Genomic DNA, 19967 nt, shown 5'->3' with positions numbered 1-19967 from the left:
GCTCGGTTCAGGAGCCGAGAACCCGTACCAGCAAGGCCGCGTCATCGCTCATGATGGCGTCGGCCTTGCGGTCCATCAGCAGCCGCATGGTCGGCTCGTCATCGATGACCCAGACATGCACCTGCGCGCCGGCGCGGTGGACCGCCTTGATGAAGCGGCGCGTCGCCACCGGCAAGATGCCCTGCTTCAGCGGCACCTGGACTGCCCAGTAGCCCGCCAGCAGGCGCTTCGGAACCCAGCCCAGCAGGTGGGCGCACAGCCAGATGGCAACCATTTCGCGTTGCCCCGGCGAGCGCCGGATCGGCGCGGAGAGCAGGTGGCCCACCGCGGCGCTGCGCGCCGTGGAGAAGGATGCCAGGGCAATCTGCCCGTGGGCTTTCCGTCGCTCGATGAGCTCGGCCAGCGGCCCGATCACGTGCTCGTCCTTGACGTCCAGGTTCAGCGTGGCCTGCCCAAAGGCATCAAGCAGCTCGTCAAGCGTGCACAGCGGCTGCCCGCCGGCGCGGACCTCTGCCAGCTGTGCGTCGGTGAAGCCGTTGAAATTCCCGCTGGCGTCGGTGACCCGATCCAGGGTGTGGTCGTGGAAGAGGTAGACGGTGCCATCCGCCGAGGCGTGCACGTCCGATTCGAAGTGGGTGATGCCCAGTTCCGCGGCGCGCTGGAAGGCGAGCAGCGTATTCTCCTCGTTCCCTGTGCGCACCCCTCGGTGCGAAAAGGCGTAGGTCATTTCAGCAGGTCCTCGATGACTTGGGCTACCCCGTCCTCGGCCAGCGAGGGCGCGCGGAATCGGGCGCAGGCCAGCGTGGTGGGGTGCCCGGAGGACATCGCGTAGCCGTGGCCTGCGTATTCGAGCATTTCGATGTCATTGGGCATGTCTCCGAAGGCCATCACCTCGTCGGCGGCAATGCCCAGGCGCTGGCAGTATTCATGCAGCGTGGTGGCCTTGTGGATATCCACATGCGCCATTTCCAGCAGGGAAACGTCGAAGGCCGAATGGGTCACTGAAACCAGTTGAGCCAGCTGCGGCCCGGCCGCGGCATAGAACTTGTCGATCGGCAGGTGCGGGGAGCGGGCCAGGAACTTCACGATTCCCTCGGAATCAATGGAGTCGCTGGTCAGATCCAGCACCGCCTGCACGCCGAAGTTGTGGTGGCGGTCGGCGAATCCTTCGCCCAGGTGCAGCCCCTTGGTGGTCTCCGCGGCGAAGGCCGCCTTCGGTTCCAGCTCCAGGATGATTTCGCTCGCCTTGCGCGCGGTGGCCGCGCTGAGCGTGCGCGACCAGATCACTTCGTCCTGCTCCAGGTCGTAGAGCACAGCCCCATTGGAGCAGATGACCTTGCCCATCCCGCCGAAGGCCTCGATGATCGGGGTGAGCCAGCGGAAGGGGCGTCCGGTGACGAAGACAATCTGGATGCCGGACTCGCGGGCCTCGATGAAGGCGCGCTTGGTCCGCTCGGAAATAGTGCCGTCCTTGGCGACGATGGTGCCGTCGAGGTCCGAGGCGATCAGCTTGATCATCTACAGCTCCTGGCGGTGCGGCGGGTTCGCCCCTGCACGCTGCACGGTCACAGCGGCGGCCATGGCCGCGAATTCCAGGGCCTGGGACAACTCGTCAATCTGCAGCCGGTTCAGCTTCTCCCGGTTGGCCGCGCCAATCAGGCCGTGCTCGGCCAGCCAGCAGAGCAGCGCCGCGGTGAACGTGTCGCCGGCGCCCACGGTATCGGTCACCTCGACCGAGGGTGCAGCGAATTCGGCGTCGCCGGCGCGGACCACTCCCCAGGAGCCGCGCGAGCCCGCGGTGGAAACCACGATCGCCGGACCCATGTCCAGCCAAGCGCGGGCCGAGTCCTGGACCGAGCGCATCGGGTACAGCCACTTCAAATCGATGCCGGAAACCCGCACCACGTCGGCCTGGCCGACGAAGCGCTCCACCTCGGCGACGGTCTGCGCATGGTTGGTCACCAGCGACGGGCGCAGGTTCGGGTCGTAGCTGATGGTGGCGTGGGTGCGCGCTGCCGAGAGCAGCGGCAGCAGTTCTTCGGGGCTGAACAGGGTGGCGATGGAGCCGGTGTGCACCAGCTCGGCGTCCTGGGCCAGTTCCGGACCGATGGTCGGCATCTGCCAGTAGGCATTGAACGCGAAGGCCGCGCCGCCGGCCGGGTCGAGGATGCCGTGGGCGATGACGGTGGCCTGGTCGTCGGCCCCGCCCAAGTAGGCCACGTTGTTCTCCTGCAGGTACTGCTCGATCTTCCGGCCCTTGTCATCGGCGCCCCAGCGGGAGATCAGGGTGCCCGGGTAGCCCAGCCGGGAGAGCGCCACCGCGACGTTCAGCGGGCTGCCCCCGACGAACTCCTGGGCTGGGGCAATGCCTGAGGCCAGGACGTCAACGAGGGCCTCGCCGATCACCGTCGGGTTCATGCTGCTCCTTCAGTAGTGCAGTGGGGACAGGGCCCGCACGCAGGCAGCCCATTGGCTGCTGTGCGGATCAATCCAGGTGTAATGGTCGCCGTCGAACAGCGAGAAGCTGTGCTCCTGTCCGAGCGCGGCCGCCTTCTGGGCCGCGATGCGGGCAATTCTTGGAGGAACATCGCCATCGTCCCGTCCATGAAAGATTACGACACGGGCAGGCATTGGCCATAATTCCACCGGGTTGCAGGCGCCCAGAGACGCACCGCCGAGCATCTCGTCCACCGCGCCGTCGCTGAGCTTCAGCCGCTGGGCGGTGTCCAGGTCCAGCACCCCGGCCTGGCTGATCACCTGGGAGACCCGCTGGTCGTGGGCCGCCAGCACGCAGGCAAGCTGGGCACCGGCCGAATGGCCCATCAGCGTGATCGGCCCATCTTCCTTGACCAGGCCGAGCGCGAGCCGGGCATCGGCCAGCATTTTCGCCGCGCTGCCCGGCCCGCGCCGGTATTCGAGGTTGTAGGCGGGAATCCCGCGGGCAGCGAGATCCTCCGCCAAGGGCACGCCGAGGCTGGCCGTGTACTTCTCGCGCCAGTATCCGCCATGGATGATCATCACCGCTCCGCGGGCGATGATGCATTCGGGCTCGTAGAACTGGACGTACTGGTCCTGGTGCGCCCCGTAGTGCATGGCTGGCCGCCCGGCTAGTTGCCCGGGAAGACCGGCGAGCGCTTCTCGACGAAGGCGGCCCGGCCTTCCACCGAGTCGGCGGTGTGGTAGGCCTGGAGGAACGCGTCGACCTCGCGTCCCAGCCCCTGATGCGTGTCCAGCCCGTCCATCGAAACCATGGCGCGCTTGGCAATGGAGATCGCGGTGGGAGAGACCGCCGCGGCCTCTTCGATGGCCGCCACGGCAGCGTCGAGCAGCTGCTCGGCGGGGACCACCCGGTTGGCCAGGCCGATGCGCAATGCCTCCTCGGCCTTGATGCGCCGGCCGGTGAAGATCAGCTCGCGGGCCATCGCGTTGCCCACGCGGCGCGGCAGGCGCACCATGCCGCCAAAGCCGGGCACCAGGCCCAGGTTAACTTCCGGCTGGCCGAAGCTGGCCCGCTCGGATGCGTAGATGAAATCGCAGGCCAGCGCCAGCTCGCAGCCGCCGCCCAGGGCGAAGCCATTGACTGCGGCAATGACCGGGACTTGCAGCGACTCCAGGCGCTCAGTCACGGCGTGCATCTGCTTGGCGTAAGCGGTGAACGTGGCCTCGTCCATGGAGTTCATCTGGACGATATTCGCCCCGGCGACAAAGGACTTCTCCCCGGCGCCGGTGATGATCAGTCCGCGGTATTCGTATCCGGTGGTCTCGAACCAGTCCAGGAAGGATTCGAGGTCGTTGACTACTTCTTTTGCCAGTGCGTTCAGTGACTTTGGCTGGTCTACGGTCAGGATGAGGGCCGAGCCTCGGGTGCTCAGGCTGAGGGTATCGAATTGTTTCATACCCCTAACTCTCTCACGTAACCTGCGTCACGTGATGGATTATCAGCGGCGCTTGCGTGGTTTGGCCTTGCCCCCTTGCGGCTTCTTGGATGGGCTTTTGGCCTGCTGTTTTGCCTTGGCCTTGGCTTTTTCCTTGGCTTTCTTCTGCTCGTTGACGCGCTTGGCCTTCTGCTCCTGGTTGCGCACCGAATTCTGCCGCGAGGAGCTGGCGGTGCGTCCGCGCACAATGCCGATGAATTCCTCGAGCACTGCAGTGTCCTCGGTGGCGGTGGGCCAGGCGATGCCCACCTGGGTTGGCAAGCCGTCTTCGATGAGGCGCACCACTACGTCCTTGCGGGCGAAGAGCCGGGCGATTGACTGCGCGGTGCGCAGCACCTGGGCTCCGGAGGCGACGACCTCCATCGCTACCGGAATGCCGCCCACGGATTGAGGGTAATCGGCCAGGTCCAGTTGCGGAAACGAGTCGACGATGTCCAGCGGCACTGATTCTTCGTAGTACTCCACGTCGTGGTCCTTGCCCGCGCAGACCACTTCGAGTTCCTCATAGAGCGGGATGACGTGGCGCGTTGCATCCTTGGGCGAGTCCCCGCGGTAGCGCACGAACACTGCGTCGGCCTCGCCGTTGGCCAGCAGGTCCAGGATTTCCCCCTCGTCCAGGCGCCAGGCTTTCAGCTCGATGGCCGGATAGCGCTCCTGGAAGCGGTCCATCCATTTGCCGGGGGTGACGCCGGTGGCGTAGGCGATTCGAAGTTTCTGCACGGGTATAAGCCTACGCGTTGCCGGGTTAAATGCCGCAGGCGGGCACCGGTGATCCAGTGCCCGCCTGCGCTTGCGCAAGCTTGGAGGCCTACTTGTCGGTCTTCACGACCAGCACGTCGCACGGTGCCGAGTGGGCTACCGAGGAAGCAACGGAACCGAGCACGCGGCCCAGGCCCTTCATGCCGACGTTGCCGACGACGATCATCGAGGCCTTGCGGTCCTCGGCATCGGAGATCAGCACGTCGCCTGGCTTGCCGCGGCCGGCGGCAGCGGTGATCTTCACGCCTGGTACGGCGTTCTTCACGTCGTTGGCCACGCGCTGCGCGAGCTTGCGGGCCTGCTCTGCGTCGTCCAGGATCCAGGTATCGGAACCGATGGAAACGACCTCGGTGTTATCCGATGCGTGAGCGGTGATGACCACCAGGTCAGCGTCCAGCTTGACAGCGAGTTCTGCGGCGCGGCGGGCGGCGCGCCGTGCGGTTTCGGAACCGTCGACGCCTACGATGATGGTTTCAGACATATTGTTCTCCTTCATATGAGTGATGCTTTAAGTGATGGGTAACACTTTATGGCCTTCAGGCCACTTTAGCTTGCAAAAAGTCCACGGCGCGCTGCCATGCGATGGCCGCCTGCTCGGGATCGTAGTTGCCGGCAGGGTTCTCGTCGTTGTGGAAGGCATGGTTGGCGTCGTAATAGAAGTACTGGACGTCCGCGCCAGATTCCCGGCGGATCTGCTCCTCCTGGGCCTTTGCCTGCTCTAGCGGATACATCTGGTCCAGGTTCGCGTAGTGGCCCTGGATGGCGGCGCGGACGCCGGAGAAATCGTTGGGAACACCCTGGCCGACACCGTAGAACGGCACGGCCGCGGCAATTTTCTCGCCCTGCTGGGCTGCCATCTGCAGCACGAATCCGCCGCCCATGCAGAAGCCGATGACGCCGAGCTTCTGACTGGTGACATGCTCATTGGCCAGCAGGTAGTCCACTGCGCCGCCGAGCAGCTGGGCGCCAACGGCTTCGGGGAGTTCGGACATCATCTGCGCGGCTTCCTCGCCGTCATGGGTGATCCAGCCGCCAAAGAGGTCCGGGGCCAGCGCCACGAAACCCTGCGCAGCCAGCCGGTCTGCCACATCGCGGACATGGTCGGTCAGCCCCCACCATTCCTGGATCACGATCACTCCGGGGCCCTTGCCGGACTCGGGCAACGCGAGATAGCCGTGCGCTTGCGTACCTGAAGAAGGGAAAGTCACGTTCTGGTGCGGGGTTTTTTCCGCCATGGTGCCTCCTGCTCTGCGATTTCCTCCAGTTTATGCAGGTCTAGGCGCGATTGGCATTGAGCTGCCCCACATTGCGCAAAGTTGTTCTATTTTCCGTGCGTGACCTCGCCGATACGTTCCAGCGCGTCTACCACCAGATTCCAGAAGCCCTCATGGTCCAGGCCCACTGCCACCGAGGTGTTGCAATCGGCGGAAGCCGGCGCACGGAAGTCCGCGACGGTCATTCCCAAGGTCAGCTCGCCGCGCAGCTCGACGCTTACCGGAGCCTTGACGGTACGCACCACGTCCGGGTCGATCACGTAGGCCACGGCGCACGGGTCATGCACCGGCGGCGCGTCGAAGCCCTGGTGGTCGCGGTAGGCCTGGGCGAAGAAGTCCATCAGCTCGCGCACGAAGGTCGATGGCCCGGTGCCGATCTTCTCGATGCGCTCGACCACCTCGGTGGTGGCCAACGCCTGGTGGGTCAGGTCCAATCCGACCATGACTACCGGCCAGGCCTCGTTGAAGACAATATGCGCTGCCTCGGGATCGATCTTGATATTGAATTCAGCCACCGCCGACCAGTTGCCGGTGTGGTAGCCGCCGCCCATCAGCACCACCTCACGCACGCGTTCGACGATGCGCGGTTCCTTCCGGGCAGCCAAGGCGATATTGGTCAAGGCGCCGGTGGGCACCAGGGTGATTTCGCCGGGTTCATGGCTCATCACCAGATCGATGATGACGTCCACTGCGTGGCGTTCATCAAGCTCGATGCTCGATTCCGGCTGCGCCGGTCCATCCATCCCGGAATCCCCGTGGACCTCTCCGGCGGTTTCCACCTCGCGCACCAGCGGGCGGGCGCAGCCTGCCGCGAAGGGAATGCCGGTGATCCCGGCGATGGTGCCGACAGCCAGTGCGTTCGCAGTCACCTTGTCCAGGGTCTGGTTGCCGGCCACGGTGGTCACCGCCAGCAGCTCGATCTTGGGATTGCCATGGGCAAGAATCATTGCCACGGCGTCGTCATGGCCCGGGTCGCAGTCCAAAATGATCTTGCGCGGGGCATTGCTGTCCTGGGTCATGGTTCTTCTTTCGCTCTGCCGACTGAGGGCCGGCAGCTAAGTCGTGGAGGGCGGATAGTCATCCATTGATAATTCTTTCGCGCCAGCGCACTTTCGTCAAGCGCTTAACTAAAGGGGGTCGAGCACTGCGATTCCGACTACGATGGAGCCATGAAGAATGGTGAAAAGTCCGGCAACTCGCGCGTTCGGCGCCGCGTCACCGCAGCGATGGTCGCCGAGCACGCCGGCGTTTCCACCGCAACGGTCTCACTTGTTGCCAACGGAAAATCAGCGGGCCGGGTATCGGCCGCGAATGAACAGCGCGTGCGCGAGTCGATCCGCGAGCTGGGCTACTTCGTCGACAGCATCGGCAGCTCGCTGGCCAAGGGCGTCAGCTCGCTGGTGGTCCTGGTGGCACCGGACATCTCCAACCCGTTCTTCGCCAAGGTCATCGCCGGCGTGCGCTCGGTCCTGGCCAGCGACTACCAGCTGCTGCTCTCGGTCACCGATGCCGGTGTCTCCCCCAGTGCCAGCGAGACGAGGAAGATCATGGGTCTTCGCCCGGCCGGGCTGCTGGTCCATGCCCCGAGCCAGGACTTCCTCGAAGAAATCTCCAGCACCCTTCCCCTGGTGGCCCTGGACGCCCCGGGCATCGATCCGGCGATTCCCGCAGTGAATATGGATGTCGCCCAGGGCGCGCGGGATGTCGCAGCCCATTTTGCCGCGCAGGGGCACACCAGGGCCGCCTACCTGGATGCGAGCACCGGCACCGAGACCTTGGCCGTGCGCCGCGAAGCGTTCTTGGCAGCGGCCAAGGAATACGGCATCGAGGTCCTGCCTACTTCTGTCGCCAGCTCGATGATCGACGTCGCCGCGGCTTCGGCGGCTTTCAGCCAGCACTGGCCCACGTGGCGGGAAGCCGGCGTAACCGCGCTGGGATGCGCAACCGACAACCACGCGTTCGGCGTGCTGCATGCCTCCCGCCAGCTTGGCCTCAGCATTCCGCAGCAGCTTGCGGTGGCCGGATTCGACGATCTGCCCTACTCGGCGACTTCCAACCCATCCATCACCACCGTGGAACTCAATGCCCAGGAAGTCGGGCGCCAATCCGCACTGAAACTGCGTGCGCTGCTCGATGGGAAATCCCCTGATCCGCTGCAGACCATGCTGCCAAGTTCACTGGTTGTCCGCGGATCGACAATGGAAAACGCAGGAGGTTAACCGATGAACATGCGCAAATGGCCCGCCAAGGTCACGGCAATCATCGCCCTGCTCGTTGCCCTGGGCCTGATCGTCATGTCCAGCGGAGTGCTCAGCCTCTTTACCGGCCCGCCACCCCCTCCGGGGTCCGGCATCGAATCTGCCGCACGAGGCCTTCCGCTACTGGATGAGCTTTCCGCTCTTTGACACCTCGGGATCGGTGCACGAGGACAAGTCGAAGCAGCACGGGCGGCGCTTGCCATCGCGCAGCTTGGAAATGCTGGCATCCACTCGGCGTTCACGCGTGGAAGGGTTCTTGGTCGCTTCGACCCAGCGGACCCATTCCCAGCGGGCCATCGGGGTGAGCCCCGCCCACACCTCTTCCAGATCATCGGCATCATCCAGGGCGCCGGCCAAGTCCTGCGGGATCCTTGCTTCCGGCCAGGTTCCGGCAAGGCGAGCGGCCAATTGCACCTGCTCCCCTGCATCGGCCGATACCTGCGGCATCCCATGGCTATCAAGAGCCAGCCAGTGGCCACGGCGCCCGTCGGGATCAATCACGACCGCATGCCCCTCATGCGCCTGGAGAAGTTCTACCGCGACCTGTCCTCGACTTGGCAATTTGTCGCTTGATTCCTGGTCGAATCGGAGAATTCTCCGGTCATTGACCAGATCTACAGTTCCCTGCAGTTCGAGGATTTCATTGGATGCCGCCACGGGAATCAGCCCTTTCAGTTGCTCAAGGGCAGTCTATGGCACAGCCGCATCCAGCTTCCACGCGGCGAGACTGCTGTCATGACCCGACGCCCGGTGCTCGTCAGTTCCTGCCTTGCCGGCATCCCTCGCCGCTATAACGTCAAGGCCAAGGCCAACCCGGCGATCGTCGAAGCTGTGGCACGTGGAGATGCTGTTGCTGCCTGCGCCGAGGAATTAGGCGAACTGAGCAGCCCTCACCCGCCAGCAGAGATTTCCGGCGGCGATGGCAACGACGTGCTGGAAGGGAGGGCCGCCGTTCTCGATATCAACGACGAGGATGTCAACCGGCTGTTCGTGGCTGGAGCCCAGAAGGTCGAATATTTGGTCCAGCGCGAGGGCATCACCGAAGCTATTTTGCAGGATCACAGCCCTTCCTGCAGTGCGGGAGCATCTACTATGGCTCGCATTCCGGAAAATTTGTTGCGGGCGATGGGGTGCTGGCTGCGTTGCTGAAGCGCCGGGGCATCAAGGTCAGTGGATCTCCAGCAAGCTGACACACCTTGGAAGATAACGATTCAGTTGCGCTTTTAAACAAAACAATAACCCTCAATCCGAAGATCAAGGGTTATTTTCTATTTGTGCGCGAGGGGGGACTTGAACCCCCACGACCTTGCGATCACTGGCACCTGAAGCCAGCGCGTCTACCAATTCCGCCACTCGCGCATATTCTGTTTTCGTCGCCTTCGTTCTTTGCAACAAGAAATAGCTTACACACACATTTTCCGTTCACCTAATCGAAACCCCCATTTGTGGGTAGCGACACATGGGAAACCTTTTTGCTGCCTTTATCGTTGATACTGACGCACTTGAGCCGTTCAAGGATTTTTCGGCATTTGCACAGCTGAAAACAGTAAGATCGAATATGAAGTTATGCGTTCATAGCTCGGAAAGGATGATCGCAGGCTCGTAATAACCAGCCATGGACCTTAAGGAAGGAGCACGAATAATGGGCTTTCTCGACAACGTCGAACGCGGCTTAGAGAAGGTCGTCACTAGCTTCTTTCGTGGCACCAGCACCGCAGATCTAAAGCCAGTCGAACTGACTACCGCGCTACGCAATGACATGGACCGCGGAATCACGCCGATTAGCGAAGGCCGCAGCCTTGCGGCCAATGACTTCGTAGTCTCACTGAGCACCAAGGACTACAACACCGCCAAGGGCTGGGGCCAAGGCGTCGTCAATGAAATGGCAAAGGTCACCGCCGAGCACGCCGCCACCCAGGACTATTCAGTTCACGGCGACATCATGATCCATTTCGTCTCCAATGATGATTTCAAGCCCGGTGAGATGGAAATATCCAGCTCGGTCAAGGAATCCAGCTCACGCCCAGCGGCTTCGGCACCGGTCAAGGAGCGGGCGGCCGCGCCAGCGGCACCGGCAGCTCCATCAGCAACCCCGCCAACAACCGCGCAGCCACGCCCAACGGTGCGTCCGATTGCAGAGATCCCCAAGAAGCCCGTGCAGAAGCAGGCCGTCCTCGAGGTTGCCGGACAGCGGTACGCCCTGCATCACCACTCGATCGTGCTGGGCCGTTCGGCCAGCACCGATATTCCGGTGGACGACTCCGGCGTTTCCCGGCAGCATGCACGTGTCGAAACCCGTGGCAAGACCAGTTTCGTCGTCACCGATCTGGGTTCAACCAACGGAACCTACGTGGACGGCAAGAAGATTTCGGAAGAAACCCGTATATTTGACGGTTCGGTCATTACTATCGGACAGACGAAAATCGTCTTCCGGCTGATTACCTCGAACAACGGAGGCCGCGCGTGAACGATCTGGTTCTAAGCCTGTTCCGATTGGGCTTTTTGGTCCTCATCTGGCTGCTCGTTTTAAGCGTTGTCGGATCGATGCGCCGCGACTTGGCCATCGGCTCACGGGCCCGCACCGGCAAGCCCAGCGCTCGTGAGCTGAAGAAGAACCCGGAACTGGCGGAACCAGAAGTGCCCGCGCGCAAGGCGGCCACCTCACTGGAAGTCGTCGAGGGCCCGCTGGCAGGCAGCAGCATTCCGCTACGAGGCCAGCCGATCATGTTCGGCCGCGCCCAGGATGCCACCGTCGTTCTCGATGACGACTACGCTTCGGGACGCCATGCCCGCCTGTTCCCCCAGGGATCACGCTGGTTCATCGAGGATCTCGGTTCAACCAACGGCACCTTCGTGGGTGACAACCAGCTCTCACGCGCCCAGGCAGTGGAGCCCGGCCAGCGAATCCGCATCGGGAAGACTGTCCTGGAATTGAAGGCCTAGCCTATGGCCCTCAAACTCAAATTTGCCGCGAAATCCGATGTTGGCCGGGTGCGCAAGAAGAATGACGACTCGGCCTACGCCGGCGAGTACCTGGCGGTCCTTGCCGACGGCATGGGCGGACACGTCGGCGGCGATGTCGCTTCGGCCTCTACCGTGCTCGATCTGGTGCATCTGGACCACGAAGCCACCGCGGATCCGCAGAATGCGTTGCCGGACGAAATCCAGGCCGCCAATCTGGTGCTCAATGAACTCGTCGGCGCCAATCCGAAGCTGTCGGGCATGGGCACGACCGTCACTTCCCTGCTGCTCTCGGGCGACACCCTGCACATGGCGCACATCGGCGACTCCCGCGCCTACCGCTTGAAGCACGGTGAGTTCGAGCAGATCAGCAAGGACCACACCTTTGTCCAGCGGCTCGTCGACGAAGGCCGAATCAAGCCGGCCGAAGCCGAGGTCCACCCGCATAAGAATGTGCTTTTGCGCGTGCTCGGCGACTCGGACGCCTCCCCCGAGCTGGATGTCGAGAAATTCACGGCAGAACCGGGCGAACGCTGGATGCTGTGCTCCGACGGACTCACCGACGCGGTGCCGGTTCCGGTGATCGAGCAGATCATCCGCACCACCGCCGACATAGATGAAGCGGTCAACGACCTGGTTGCCATCACGCTGAAGAATGGCGCACCGGATAATGTCACCGTGGTGATGTTCGAGGTCATCGAGAACTCCGCCCTTGACGGCGAGGCGCCGGCCGCGCCGGAGCCCGCGCCGGATACCGGCCAGCTCACCATCGCCGCCGAAGGAGATGTCGAAGCCAGCGCATCGCTGCTTCGACACGAGATTTCCCAGCGCCCCCACCTGCTGGTGGGGGCAGCCCAGCTGGCAACGCAGACCGGCCAAATCCCGGTGGTTACCCAGCACACCGGCGAACGCCGCGCTGCAGCCCTGTTGACCCACCGTTCCCCGGCTGCCGGCGAGGTGCTCGATCCGCTGGAAGCTCCGGTGCAGCATCGCCGCTGGCTGCTGCCGATCCTGCTGACCCTCACGGCCTTCCTCGTCGTAGCACTGGCCGTCTGGGGCTACATGTGGACCCAGACCCAGTACTTCGTGGGCGCCGTCGACGGCAAGGTCGCCATCTACAAGGGCGTTCCGCAAGAACTTGGGCCGATCTCACTCTCCGAAGTCGACACCGTCAGCAAGGTGCCGCTGGAAGCCCTGCCGGAGTATTCGCGCCAGCGCGTTGAATCGACCATCTCGGCCGAGAACCAGCAGCATGCCCAGATGATCATCCAGGAACTTCTGGTCACCGCGACGCAGAACTGCCCGGTCACCGTTCCCGGATCCTCGGATTCCGCCAGCCAGCTCGAACTGCCCGCCTACTGCCAGGAGATAATGCAATGACCGAAGTGCAAACCGCACCGGTGCCTCGGCGCAATCTCGAGCTGCTGCTGGTACTTCTTGCCCTGTGCGTCGGAGGTGCCGCGTTCTATCTTGTCGGCAGCTCCACCGAGGACGTCAACAATACCGATTTCTACGTGCAGATGAGCATCCTGGCGGGGCTGTCCCTCACGGTCCACGTGCTGCTGCGCATCTTCGCCAAATATGCTGACCCGGTAATACTTCCGATCACGATTGCGTTGAACTCCCTTGGCCTAGCCATGATTCACCGCATTGACTTGGCAAAAGGAACTTCACAGTCGGCTCGCCAGCTGCTGTGGACAGCCATTGCAATCGTCATTGCATCGGTAGTCCTCTGGGCCATCAAGGATCACCGGATACTGCGGCGCTTCACCTATATCGCCCTGCTGGCATCCATTGTCCTGCTCTTGCTTCCGCTGATTCCAGGGCTCGGCGTGACCATTAACGGCGCCCGAATCTGGATCCGCATGGGAATGTTCTCCTTGCAGCCAGGCGAACTCGCGAAGATCACCCTGTCGATCTTCTTCGCCGGGTATCTCTCGTCGAACCGCGACTTGATTCTGATGGCCGGACGCAAATTCGGGCCGCTGCAGCTGCCTCGCCTGCGCGACATGGCTCCGATGGTGATTGCCTGGCTGCTGTCCATCGGCGTGCTCGTGGTGCAACGCGACCTCGGCTCCGCGATCCTCTTCTTCGGCCTGTTCATCGTGATGATCTATGTGGCCACTGCCCGGATCTCCTGGGTGCTCATTGGCGCCTTGATGGTTGTCGCCGGCGGCGTGGTCGCGGGCCTGACCATGGGCCACGTGACCCGCCGCCTGGACGTGTGGCTCAATGCCTTCGACCCTGAGATCTACCAGGCCACAGGCGGCAGCATGCAGATCGTCGAGGGCCTGTTCGGCATGGCCGACGGCGGCCTGTTCGGCACCGGCCTGGGCGCTGGTTCGCCATACCGGGTGCCGCTGGCCAACTCGGACATGATCATTGCCTCCTTCGGGGAGGAAATCGGCCTGATCGGCTTGTCAGCGATCATCCTGCTCTACATGCTGCTGATCTCCCGCGGCCTGCGTGCCGCCCTGGGGTCTGCCGATACCTTCGGCAAGCTGCTGGCTGCTGGGTTGTCCTTCACCCTGGGCCTGCAGTGCATCGTGATCATCGGCGGCGTTACCCGGCTGATCCCGCTGACCGGCCTGGCCACGCCATTCATGGCAGCTGGCGGCTCCTCGCTGCTGGCGAACTGGGTCATCATCTCGCTGCTGTTATTGATCTCCCACAACTCGCGCCGCCCGAAGACCGGCGGCGTAGGACCAACCGATGAATTCGCATCTGCCAGCACGACCCTTACCTCAAGCACCAAGGCGGTGACGAAGAAGTGAATCATGCAATCAAACGCGTTTGGGTTGCGCTAACCGTCCTGTTCGTCATCTGCCTGGGCGGTTTGAGCTATATCCAGTTCTTCGACGCCGAGTCGCTCTCGGAGAATGCGCTGAACAAGCGTGAGCTCTACCGCGAGTTCGACCTGCCCCGCGGGGCGATCCTGGTTGACGGCAAGCCGATTGCCGAATCGGTACCGACCGATGACGGCCAATTCGAATTCCAGCGCGTGTACAACGACGCGGAAACCTACGCCCACCTGACTGGCTACTATTCGCTGGCCAACGGCACCACTCAGCTCGAATCGCAGTTGAATGACTGGTTGACCGGCACGAGCTCGGATCTGCTCTTCGACCGGCTCTCTGCCATGTTCACCGGCACCCGTTCCGAGGGCGCCTCGGTTGAGCTGACCATTGACGGCCAGCTGCAGAAGACTGCCTTCGAAACGATCCCTAATGATTTGAAGGCCACGATCATCGTGACCAACCCGAAGACCGGCGACATCCTGGCGATGGCTTCCAAGCCGAGCTACAACACCAACCTGCTGGCAGTGCACTCCACCGCCAAGGCTGCCGAGAACCTGAAGGAAATCAGCAACATCGATGGCCTGAGCCCCTACCGGAATCCTGCCATCAGCAACCCGGTGACTCCCGGCTCATCGTTCAAGATCATCAGCACCGTCGCGGCGCTGGAATCCGGCAAGTTCGACATGGACACCCCCATCGACAACCCGGTATCGGTGAATTATCCGCATTCGACAAAGCAGATGAGCAACTTCAGCGAAGGCATCTGCGCGCGGGATACCCGTGCACGGCTAGAATTCATCTTCGCGCAAAGCTGCAACACCCCGTTCATGGAAATCAGCCAGACCGTCGGCAAGGATGCCTTCACCGAGGTGGCCGAGCGCTTCGGCTACGGCCAGCAACTGAACATCCCGCAGAATGTCGTGCCGAGCGAGTTCCCGTCGGCCGAGGCGAATGAAGCCCAGATGGCGCAGATGGCCATCGGTGAATGGGACAACAAGGCTACCCCGCTGCAGATGAACATGGTTGCCATGGCCATCGCCAACGACGGCGTGATCATGAAGCCGAACCTGATCGACAAGGTCATTGCGCCGGATCTGCGGGTGATTGAGGATCCGAAGCCGGAGAAGTTCTCCACGGCCACCACCCCGGAAGTTGCCGAACAGCTCACCGAGCTGATGGAAGGCCCGGTGCTGCGCGGCACGGCGATGAACGCCCGCGTTCCCGGCGTGGATTTCCGCGCCAAGACCGGCACATCGCAGCGGCCATCAGAACCGGGTGGACCCCGCATGGTGAACTCCTGGATGACCGGTTTCGCGCCGGCCGATGATCCGCAGGTGGCCATCACGGTCAATATCCAAGACGTAGATTACGACACCGGCCACAACACGGCGGGTGCACTGATGAAGACGATGTTAGAGGCGGTGTTCAACAAGTGAGGCCAGTAACCGGCACCACCTTGGGCGGTCGTTACAAGCTGACCGATCGCATTGCGATCGGCGGCATGGGCGAAGTTTGGAAGGCGCGAGACCAGGTCCTTGGACGTCTGGTAGCGATCAAGATCCTCAAAGAGGAATACACCGACAACGAGAGCTTCCTGACGCGTTTCCGCGTGGAAGCACGCCACACCGCGCTGCTGAATCACCCCGGCATCGCTGGCGTCTTCGACTACGGCGAGGAACAGGGATCCGCCTATCTGGTGATGGAACTCGTTCCCGGCCCGCCGCTGTCCACCATCATCGAACGAGAGCGCAAGCTCGAGGTGGACCGCACGCTCTCGCTGATCGCGCAGACCGCCCGCGCGCTAGCAGCAGCCCACGAGCACGGCCTGGTGCACCGCGATGTGAAGCCGGGCAACATCCTGGTGATGCCTTCGGGCGTCGTCAAGATCACCGACTTCGGCATTGCCCGCCTTGCCGACCAGGTTCCGCTGACCGCCACCGGACAGGTCATGGGCACCGCCCAGTACCTGGCTCCGGAACAGGCCACCGGCCAGATTGCCACCGGCAGCTCCGACATCTACGCCTTGGGCGTCATCGGCTACGAGTGCCTGGCAGGACGGCGTCCGTTCACCGGCGAATCGCAGATCGCCATTGCCCTGGCACAGGTCAACGACGCTCCCCCTGCCCTGCCCGACACCATCCCGGCCCCGGTTCGCCAGCTGATCATGTCGATGCTGGCCAAGAACCCGTCGGAACGCCCGAAGGATGCAACCGCACTGGCGAAGGCCGCAGATGCGCTGCGCGCCGGCGACACCAATACCGCTACCTTGGCGGTTCCCGGCATGCTGGCCACCGGTATCGCCACCGACGCGACCCAAGTGGTCAACATGGATGACGATGCCACCCAGGCGGTGCCGCAGGCCGATTCCGCCCCGACCATGACCAATGCCATGCCCACCGTGGTGGAACCTGCCCGCACTGCCGGCGGTTTCTCCGGTTCCAGCGCCGCCGCCGGCGGATTCGATGACGAGGACGTGGATACCCAGGATCCTGCTCGCGAGGCTGGCGCCAAGCGCAGCCCGTGGCTGGTCCCGCTGATCGTGATCATCGCGCTGGCTGCGGTGATCGCCTTGCTGGCATGGCTGATCCCTGCCATGAGCAGCGACAATGACAACCAGCCGACGTCGTCGCCGACGCAGAGCACCGAGCTGTCCGATTCCTCGTCTCCAACCGAGGAATCGACCGAGCCGACCGAGGAAACCACCGAAGCCTCGGAGACCTCCAACTCCCCATCGCCGACCCCGAGTGAAACCGTCACCTATGTAGATGTTCCGGCGTCGCTGATCGGCCAGGATATCGACACCGTGACCGCGGAACTCGAGGGCAAGGGCTTGGTCGTTGACGCGACCCCGCAGGAAACCAGCGAGTACGAGCCGCGCGAAGTGATTTCCCTGAACCCTACCGGCAGTGTTGCACAAGGCGAAACCGTTTCGGTGACCTATGCCATGGCCCCTGAAACCGTTGGCGTGCCATCGGTGACCGGCATGAGCTTCGAAGCCGCGCAGAAGCGCATCCAGGACGCTGGACTGGCCGTGGCCAAGGGCGAGGAACGCCCCGACCCATCCGTCGCCGGCACCGTGCTGGCGCAGGACGTTCCCGCCGGCAGCGAAGTCGAGCCGGGCACCACGATCACCATGGATATTTCCACCGGTCCAGAAGAAACCGAGCCAACCGGGTCCGCCACGGAGTCGGCATCTGAATCCCCAGAAGCCGCAGAGCCGGAGCAAAGCGAAACGCCATGAGTGAAGTCGAAGCTTTGCCTCCTGGCTTGCCGCGAATGATCAACGACCGCTATGAGATCGAATCGCTGATTGGCCGTGGCGGCATGGCGGATGTGTATCTCGCCACCGACCACGTGCTGTCGCGCAAGGTGGCGGTCAAGGTGCTGCGCCCGGATACCGCCGGCAACCCCATGGTGGTCAATAGATTCCGCCGTGAGGCCAAGGCCGTCGCTGGCCTGAGCCACCCGAATATCGTTGCCGTGTACGACACCGGCGAGCTGCCGGCCACCGAGTACAACCGTGAACGCCTGCCATTCATGGTGATGGAATACGTGACCGGACGTACCCTGAAGCAGGTGATCGCTGCGGGCGATGTCGATGGCTCCGTGGCAGTGCACATCACCCGAGGCGTTTGCGATGCCCTGGATCATTCGCACAACAACAACGTCGTCCACCGCGATATCAAGCCGGCCAATGTGATGGTGACCGATTCCGGCCACGTGAAGCTGATGGATTTCGGCATTGCCCGTGCCTTGGATACGTCGGCAACCATGACGCAGACCGCTGCCGTAGTGGGGACAGCCCAGTATTTCTCGCCCGAGCAGGCCCGCGGCGAACAGGTCGATTTCCGTTCGGACATCTACTCGGTTGGCTGCCTGTTCTACGAGCTGGTGACCCACCAGCCTCCATTTACCGGCGATTCGCCGGTGTCGGTCGCCTACCAGCACGTTGGCGAGATTCCCTCGGCGCCAAGCGAGGTCAAGCACGGCGTCGACCCGATCTTCGACCCAATCGTCGCCAAGGTCCTCTCCAAGGAACGCGACGACCGGTTCCAGAGCGCCGGAGCTTTCGCCTCGGCGTTGGAGGATGCGCTGAACGGCATCGAATTCCATGATGACGAGCCGGAACCATCCACCTACACCTTGCCGATTTACGGCACCCACCATGAGGCTGAAACCGGCTTCATCGCGCAGTCTGCGCCACGAACGAGCCAGCACCCGGTCTTCATGGAAGACGAGGCACCTGAGCCGCCTGCACGGCACAAGTCCAACCGCGGCCTGATCATCTTGCTGACCGTCATCGCCCTGATTGCCGTGGGCATCGCCAGCTTCCTGGTGATCCGCTCGATCCAGGCGGAAGCTGAAAAGCGTGCCCCGATCGCAGTACCCGAGGTCCTTGAAATGTCCGAGGACGACGCAAGGGAATTGCTGCGCGATAACACCTTCCAGGTGCGTGTAGAGCGCGAATTCAGCGATGACGTAGAGCAGGGCAAGGCGACCCGTACCGATCCGGAAGCAGGATCCATGGTCGCCAAGGAGTCCACGGTCGCCCTGTACATCTCCGACGGCTCAGAGCAGCGCACGATTCCCGAGGATCTGGCGAACCAGTCCGAGACAGCTGCCCGCGATGCCCTGCGCGAAGCAGGCCTGGAAGTTGGCGAAGTCAGCCGGGAGAACTCTGCAACGGTTCCCACCGACTGGGTCATCGGCACCAGCCCTGAGCTGGGGTCCATGGTGAAGGCCGGCAGCGAAGTCGATTTGATCCTGTCTACCGGCATGGTGACTGTTCCGGTGGTGACCGAGATGAGCCGCGAGGAAGCTGAAGAAAAGCTCTCGGCAGATGATGTCGGGCTGGAAGTCCAGTTCGTTGAGGTGGAAACCGATGACTACGCCGAGGGAACACTGTTCAAGCAGTCCCCCGAAGCCTCCGAGGACGTGCCCCAGGGAAGCCTGGTGAAGATTTCCGTGGCCAAGGCACCGCCAGCGCCCGAGCCTTCCGAAGAACCATCGTCTAGCGAGTCCGAATCATCGGATCCATCCGAATCCGATGATCCAACCGAGGATGCTTCGCCAACCAGCGATGCCCCGGCTCCTCCCAACGGGAATGGCCGGCCAGACCGGACCGGACCACCACGGGAAAATGACTGAGACTAGCCGTCAGCCAGTTATTCTCCGCTGAATAGAGGGCTCAGGGCAGCAGCCTTCTCGGCCGCGCCCTTCAGTCCTACGAACTCCAGCCAGTTGCCCAGCATCTGGTAACCCTGTTCGGTCAGCACCGACTCCGGATGGTACTGCAGGCCCCACAGCGGCGCTTCGCAGTGCGCCAAGCCCATGATGACTCCACCGGCGGTCGCCGCAATGATCTCCAGCTCAGCCGGGATGCTCTCGCGTACCGCTGCCAGCGAATGGTAGCGCGTTGCGGTGAACGGGTTGGCTACCTGGTTGAAGACCGGGTGGTTCTCGTGGTTGACCAGCGAGGTCTTCCCGTGCATCAGCTCTTCCGCGTGCGTGACCGTTCCGCCATAGGCCTCGGCGAGCGCCTGGTGCCCGAGGCAGACGCCGAGCATCGGCTTGCGCTGCGCTCCGCACCACTTGATCAGATCGATGCTGACGCCAGCTCCTGCAGGCTCTCCGGGCCCTGGGGAAATCAGCACGCCGTCGTAGTCTGCGGCCAGCTTGGTCGCTTCCTCAACGCTCAGATCGTCGTTGCGGTAAACGGCGGTTTCCGCGCCCAGCTCCTGCAAGTAGCCTACGAGGGTGTACACAAAGCTGTCGTAATTGTCGATCACAAGGATCTTGGTGCTGCTCACGGTGTGCTCTGGCCAATCGTTGAATCGGTAAATGGGCTGATGTACTGGTTCAGCCATGGGAAAACGTACATCATCAGTAATAGCACGATCGCGGCAATGAGAATCAATGCTTCAAGAATACGAAGCCACAAAGGGCCGGGCAGGTTTCTGAATATCCAGGCGTACATTTCTT

At 62.9% G+C, this 19967-nt stretch carries 22 protein-coding genes and 1 tRNA gene; 10 read left to right on the top strand and 13 right to left on the bottom strand.

From position 1 onward, the window contains the following. Window positions 1–7: 7 nt before the first annotated feature. From JOE62_RS01590 to uriH, 9 genes are all read right to left on the bottom strand, one after another. Complete coding sequence (locus tag JOE62_RS01590; protein ID WP_073707203.1) at window positions 8–727, bottom strand: glycerophosphodiester phosphodiesterase family protein; 720 nt, start codon at window positions 725–727, stop codon at window positions 8–10. Continuing rightward, entirely contained in the window at window positions 724–1518 is a 795-nt protein-coding gene (locus JOE62_RS01585) for an HAD family hydrolase (RefSeq protein WP_204719824.1), read from the bottom strand. Before JOE62_RS01585 ends, JOE62_RS01590 begins: the two co-directional genes overlap by 4 nt. After that, the gene (locus tag JOE62_RS01580) at window positions 1519–2418 is read right to left on the bottom strand and encodes a PfkB family carbohydrate kinase (protein ID WP_204719822.1); all 900 of its coding nucleotides are present in this window, start codon (window positions 2416–2418) and stop codon (window positions 1519–1521) included. Window positions 2419–2427: 9 nt separating this feature from the next. Next, window positions 2428–3093: an alpha/beta hydrolase gene (locus JOE62_RS01575; protein WP_204719820.1), complete on the bottom strand. Its 666-nt coding sequence runs from the start codon at window positions 3091–3093 to the stop codon at window positions 2428–2430. A gap of 14 nt (window positions 3094–3107) precedes the next feature. After that, window positions 3108–3896, bottom strand: a complete 789-nt coding sequence (locus JOE62_RS01570; RefSeq protein WP_204719818.1) for an enoyl-CoA hydratase/isomerase family protein — start codon at window positions 3894–3896, stop codon at window positions 3108–3110. A 42-nt stretch (window positions 3897–3938) separates the two neighbouring features. Next, complete coding sequence (locus JOE62_RS01565) at window positions 3939–4655, bottom strand: LysR substrate-binding domain-containing protein (RefSeq protein WP_204719816.1); 717 nt, start codon at window positions 4653–4655, stop codon at window positions 3939–3941. Window positions 4656–4743: 88 nt separating this feature from the next. Then, the gene (locus JOE62_RS01560) at window positions 4744–5175 is read right to left on the bottom strand and encodes a universal stress protein (protein WP_204719814.1); all 432 of its coding nucleotides are present in this window, start codon (window positions 5173–5175) and stop codon (window positions 4744–4746) included. A 55-nt stretch (window positions 5176–5230) separates the two neighbouring features. Continuing rightward, the gene (locus JOE62_RS01555; RefSeq protein ID WP_204719812.1) at window positions 5231–5929 is read right to left on the bottom strand and encodes a dienelactone hydrolase family protein; all 699 of its coding nucleotides are present in this window, start codon (window positions 5927–5929) and stop codon (window positions 5231–5233) included. Between the two features lie 86 nt (window positions 5930–6015). Next, window positions 6016–6987, bottom strand: a complete 972-nt coding sequence (gene uriH, locus JOE62_RS01550; protein WP_204719810.1) for a uridine-preferring nucleoside hydrolase UriH — start codon at window positions 6985–6987, stop codon at window positions 6016–6018. 150 nt (window positions 6988–7137) lie between these two features. Between uriH and JOE62_RS01545 the strand changes: the two genes are divergently transcribed. After that, window positions 7138–8187: a LacI family DNA-binding transcriptional regulator gene (locus tag JOE62_RS01545; RefSeq protein WP_204719808.1), complete on the top strand. Its 1050-nt coding sequence runs from the start codon at window positions 7138–7140 to the stop codon at window positions 8185–8187. Between the two features lie 3 nt (window positions 8188–8190). Beyond that, window positions 8191–8373 carry a hypothetical protein gene (locus JOE62_RS01540; RefSeq protein ID WP_204719806.1) on the top strand — a complete coding sequence of 61 codons (183 nt, stop codon included), beginning with the start codon at window positions 8191–8193 and terminating at the stop codon, window positions 8371–8373. Here the strand turns inward: JOE62_RS01540 and JOE62_RS01535 are convergent. Further along, window positions 8347–8883, bottom strand: coding sequence for a YdeI/OmpD-associated family protein (locus tag JOE62_RS01535; protein ID WP_204719804.1), 537 nt, complete (start codon window positions 8881–8883; stop codon window positions 8347–8349). The genes JOE62_RS01540 and JOE62_RS01535 overlap by 27 nt on opposite strands. A gap of 78 nt (window positions 8884–8961) precedes the next feature. Here JOE62_RS01535 and JOE62_RS01530 point away from each other — a divergent pair, with 78 nt between their 5' ends. Continuing rightward, entirely contained in the window at window positions 8962–9375 is a 414-nt protein-coding gene (locus tag JOE62_RS01530) for a 2-thiouracil desulfurase family protein (protein WP_239543121.1), read from the top strand. Between the two features lie 126 nt (window positions 9376–9501). Here the strand turns inward: JOE62_RS01530 and JOE62_RS01525 are convergent. Beyond that, window positions 9502–9585, bottom strand: a tRNA-Leu gene (locus JOE62_RS01525). A 283-nt stretch (window positions 9586–9868) separates the two neighbouring features. Here JOE62_RS01525 and JOE62_RS01520 point away from each other — a divergent pair. Genes JOE62_RS01520 through pknB form a run of 7 tightly spaced genes read left to right on the top strand, consistent with a single transcriptional unit; the run spans window position 9869 to window position 19133 of the window. Continuing rightward, window positions 9869–10693 (top strand): FHA domain-containing protein, encoded by an 825-nt coding sequence (locus JOE62_RS01520; protein WP_204719802.1) that lies wholly within the window; start codon window positions 9869–9871, stop codon window positions 10691–10693. Beyond that, a complete protein-coding gene (locus JOE62_RS01515) occupies window positions 10690–11169 on the top strand; it encodes an FHA domain-containing protein FhaB/FipA (protein ID WP_038992707.1) in 480 nt (159 codons plus the stop codon). The genes JOE62_RS01520 and JOE62_RS01515 overlap by 4 nt, the downstream gene beginning before the upstream one ends. A gap of 3 nt (window positions 11170–11172) precedes the next feature. Next, window positions 11173–12567, top strand: coding sequence for a PP2C family protein-serine/threonine phosphatase (locus JOE62_RS01510; RefSeq protein ID WP_204719800.1), 1395 nt, complete (start codon window positions 11173–11175; stop codon window positions 12565–12567). Further along, complete coding sequence (locus JOE62_RS01505; protein ID WP_204719798.1) at window positions 12564–13961, top strand: FtsW/RodA/SpoVE family cell cycle protein; 1398 nt, start codon at window positions 12564–12566, stop codon at window positions 13959–13961. Before JOE62_RS01510 ends, JOE62_RS01505 begins: the two co-directional genes overlap by 4 nt. Continuing rightward, window positions 13958–15421, top strand: a complete 1464-nt coding sequence (locus JOE62_RS01500; RefSeq protein ID WP_204719797.1) for a penicillin-binding transpeptidase domain-containing protein — start codon at window positions 13958–13960, stop codon at window positions 15419–15421. The genes JOE62_RS01505 and JOE62_RS01500 overlap by 4 nt, the downstream gene beginning before the upstream one ends. Then, complete coding sequence (locus tag JOE62_RS01495; protein ID WP_204719795.1) at window positions 15418–17226, top strand: protein kinase domain-containing protein; 1809 nt, start codon at window positions 15418–15420, stop codon at window positions 17224–17226. Before JOE62_RS01500 ends, JOE62_RS01495 begins: the two co-directional genes overlap by 4 nt. Next, a complete protein-coding gene (gene pknB, locus JOE62_RS01490) occupies window positions 17223–19133 on the top strand; it encodes a Stk1 family PASTA domain-containing Ser/Thr kinase (protein WP_204719793.1) in 1911 nt (636 codons plus the stop codon). The genes JOE62_RS01495 and pknB overlap by 4 nt, the downstream gene beginning before the upstream one ends. A gap of 17 nt (window positions 19134–19150) precedes the next feature. On the opposite strand, the gene JOE62_RS01485 is transcribed toward pknB, so the two are convergent. Beyond that, entirely contained in the window at window positions 19151–19795 is a 645-nt protein-coding gene (locus JOE62_RS01485) for a glutamine amidotransferase-related protein (protein ID WP_204719791.1), read from the bottom strand. Then, entirely contained in the window at window positions 19792–19962 is a 171-nt protein-coding gene (locus JOE62_RS01480) for a hypothetical protein (RefSeq protein ID WP_038992718.1), read from the bottom strand. The genes JOE62_RS01485 and JOE62_RS01480 overlap by 4 nt, the downstream gene beginning before the upstream one ends. Between the last annotated feature and the right edge of the window lie 5 nt (window positions 19963–19967).

It is taken from the genome of Glutamicibacter nicotianae, assembly GCF_016907615.1.
Lineage (GTDB): Bacteria > Actinomycetota > Actinomycetes > Actinomycetales > Micrococcaceae > Glutamicibacter > Glutamicibacter nicotianae.
Note: the sequence above shows the minus strand (reverse complement) of the source record. Positions and strands in the feature narration are given on the sequence as shown.

What these genes read in the sequence shown, in the direction of transcription:
- JOE62_RS01590 (WP_073707203.1), bottom strand. Translation starts at nt 727, where the DNA reads ATGACCTACGCCTTTTCGCACCGAGGGGTGCGCACAGGGAACGAGGAG.
- JOE62_RS01585 (WP_204719824.1), bottom strand. Translation starts at nt 1,518, where the DNA reads ATGATCAAGCTGATCGCCTCGGACCTCGACGGCACCATCGTCGCCAAG.
- JOE62_RS01580 (WP_204719822.1), bottom strand. Translation starts at nt 2,418, where the DNA reads ATGAACCCGACGGTGATCGGCGAGGCCCTCGTTGACGTCCTGGCCTCA.
- JOE62_RS01575 (WP_204719820.1), bottom strand. Translation starts at nt 3,093, where the DNA reads ATGCACTACGGGGCGCACCAGGACCAGTACGTCCAGTTCTACGAGCCC.
- JOE62_RS01570 (WP_204719818.1), bottom strand. Translation starts at nt 3,896, where the DNA reads ATGAAACAATTCGATACCCTCAGCCTGAGCACCCGAGGCTCGGCCCTC.
- JOE62_RS01560 (WP_204719814.1), bottom strand. Translation starts at nt 5,175, where the DNA reads ATGTCTGAAACCATCATCGTAGGCGTCGACGGTTCCGAAACCGCACGG.
- JOE62_RS01555 (WP_204719812.1), bottom strand. Translation starts at nt 5,929, where the DNA reads ATGGCGGAAAAAACCCCGCACCAGAACGTGACTTTCCCTTCTTCAGGT.
- uriH (WP_204719810.1), bottom strand. Translation starts at nt 6,987, where the DNA reads ATGACCCAGGACAGCAATGCCCCGCGCAAGATCATTTTGGACTGCGAC.
- JOE62_RS01545 (WP_204719808.1), top strand. Translation starts at nt 7,138, where the DNA reads ATGAAGAATGGTGAAAAGTCCGGCAACTCGCGCGTTCGGCGCCGCGTC.
- JOE62_RS01540 (WP_204719806.1), top strand. Translation starts at nt 8,191, where the DNA reads ATGAACATGCGCAAATGGCCCGCCAAGGTCACGGCAATCATCGCCCTG.
- JOE62_RS01530 (WP_239543121.1), top strand. Translation starts at nt 8,962, where the DNA reads ATGACCCGACGCCCGGTGCTCGTCAGTTCCTGCCTTGCCGGCATCCCT.
- JOE62_RS01520 (WP_204719802.1), top strand. Translation starts at nt 9,869, where the DNA reads ATGGGCTTTCTCGACAACGTCGAACGCGGCTTAGAGAAGGTCGTCACT.
- JOE62_RS01510 (WP_204719800.1), top strand. Translation starts at nt 11,173, where the DNA reads ATGGCCCTCAAACTCAAATTTGCCGCGAAATCCGATGTTGGCCGGGTG.
- JOE62_RS01505 (WP_204719798.1), top strand. Translation starts at nt 12,564, where the DNA reads ATGACCGAAGTGCAAACCGCACCGGTGCCTCGGCGCAATCTCGAGCTG.
- pknB (WP_204719793.1), top strand. Translation starts at nt 17,223, where the DNA reads ATGAGTGAAGTCGAAGCTTTGCCTCCTGGCTTGCCGCGAATGATCAAC.
- JOE62_RS01480 (WP_038992718.1), bottom strand. Translation starts at nt 19,962, where the DNA reads ATGTACGCCTGGATATTCAGAAACCTGCCCGGCCCTTTGTGGCTTCGT.